Origin of the sequence: Schinkia azotoformans LMG 9581, from assembly GCF_000307855.1 — a bacterium.
Taxonomy (GTDB): Bacteria; Bacillota; Bacilli; order Bacillales; family Bacillaceae_J; genus Schinkia; species Schinkia azotoformans.
Map to the genome: position 1 here is coordinate 1 of NZ_AJLR01000056.1, position 1,934 is coordinate 1,934.

Annotated in this window: 1 rRNA gene; it reads left to right on the plus strand. The window is 46.9% G+C overall.

From position 1 onward, the window contains the following. Nucleotides 1-164 precede the first annotated feature (164 nt). A 23S ribosomal RNA gene (locus tag BAZO_RS10140) occupies nucleotides 165-1,934 on the plus strand; the annotation flags it as partial.

The following is a 1,934-nucleotide window of genomic DNA, read 5'->3' on the forward strand; positions in this document are numbered from 1 at the left end:
CAGCGGTTCGATCCCGCTAGGCTCCATTGTCAGACAAGACGTTAAAATCACTTGAACATTGAAAACTAAATAACAATATCTAATAACGATAAATAAACCAAAAGCTGTGAATTTTAAAGAATTTACAAACTTATACTTGAAAAACGATGATTATAAATCATCATGGCAAAGTTAATAAGGGCGCACGGTGGATGCCTTGGCACTAAGAGCCGATGAAGGACGTGACTAACGACGATATTCTAGGGGGAGCAGTAAGTACGCATTGATCCCTAGGTCTCCGAATGGGGAAACCCAGCTGCTACTAGCAGTTATTCATGAGTGAATACATAGCTCATGTAAAGGTAACGCAGAGAACTGAAACATCTAAGTACCTGCAGGAAGAGAAAGTAAAAACGATTTCGTAAGTAGCGGCGAGCGAACGCGAAGAAGGGCAAACCAAGAAGCTTGCTTCTTGGGGTTGTAGGACTGCAACGTGGACTTAAGCATTATAGTCGAATAACCTGGGAAGGTTAATCAAAGAGGGTAATAATCCCGTAGACGAAATAGCGCTTATACCTAGCAGTATCCTGAGTAGGGCTGGACACGCGAAATCCAGTTTGAATCCGGGAGGACCATCTCCCAACCCTAAATACTCCTTAGTGACCGATAGTGAACCAGTACCGTGAGGGAAAGGTGAAAAGAACCCCGAGAGGGGAGTGAAATAGCACCTGAAACCGTGTGCCTACAAGAAGTTCGAGCCCGTTAATGGGTGAGAGCGTGCCTTTTGTAGAATGAACCGGCGAGTTACGTTATGATGCGAGGTTAAGTTGAAGAGACGGAGCCGTAGGGAAACCGAGTCTGAATAGGGCGACTTAGTATCATGATGTAGACCCGAAACCTAGTGACCTATCCATGAGCAGGGTGAAGGTGTGGTAAGACGCACTGGAGGCCCGAACCAGGACACGTTGAAAAGTGTTTGGATGACTTGTGGATAGCGGAGAAATTCCAAACGAACTGGGAGATAGCTGGTTCTCTCCGAAATAGCTTTAGGGCTAGCGTCGAAATGTAAGTGTATTGGAGGTAGAGCACTGTTTGGGTGAGGGGTCCGTCTAGGATTACCAATCTCAGATAAACTCCGAATGCTAATACACATGTTCGGCAGTCAGACTGCGAGTGCTAAGATCCGTAGTCGAAAGGGAAACAGCCCAGACCAACAGCTAAGGTCCCAAAATATATGTTAAGTGGAAAAGGATGTGGGGTTGCACAGACAACTAGGATGTTAGCTCAGAAGCAGCTATCATTCAAAGAGTGCGTAATAGCTCACTAGTCGAGTGACCCTGCGCCGAAAATGTACCGGGGCTAAACATATTACCGAAGCTTTGGATTGATATTTTATCAATGGTAGGAGAGCGTTCTTAACCGCGATGAAGGTATACCGTGAGGAGTGCTGGAGCGTTAAGAAGTGAGAATGCCGGTATGAGTAGCGCAAGATAAGTGAGAATCTTATCCACCGTAAGACTAAGGTTTCCAGGGGAAGGCTCGTCCGCCCTGGGTTAGTCGGGACCTAAGGCGAGGCCGAAAGGCGTAGTCGATGGACAACTGGTTGATATTCCAGTACTAGATATGATCGTGATGGAGGGACGCAGTAGGCTAAGAGATGCCAGTTAATGGATTCTGGTCTAAGCAGTGAGGTGTGAGATGTGTCAAATGCATTTCTCTCTAACATTGAGCTGTGATGGGGAAGCAACTACGGTTGCGAACTCTCTGATGTCACACTGCCAAGAAAAGCTTCTAGCGTAAAGTCATATCTACCCGTACCGCAAACCGACACAGGTAGTCGAGGCGAGTAGCCTCAGGTGATCGAGAGAACTCTCGTTAAGGAACTCGGCAAAATAGCCCCGTAACTTCGGGAGAAGGGGTGCTGGTGTAAAAGCCAGCCGCAGTGAATAGGCCCA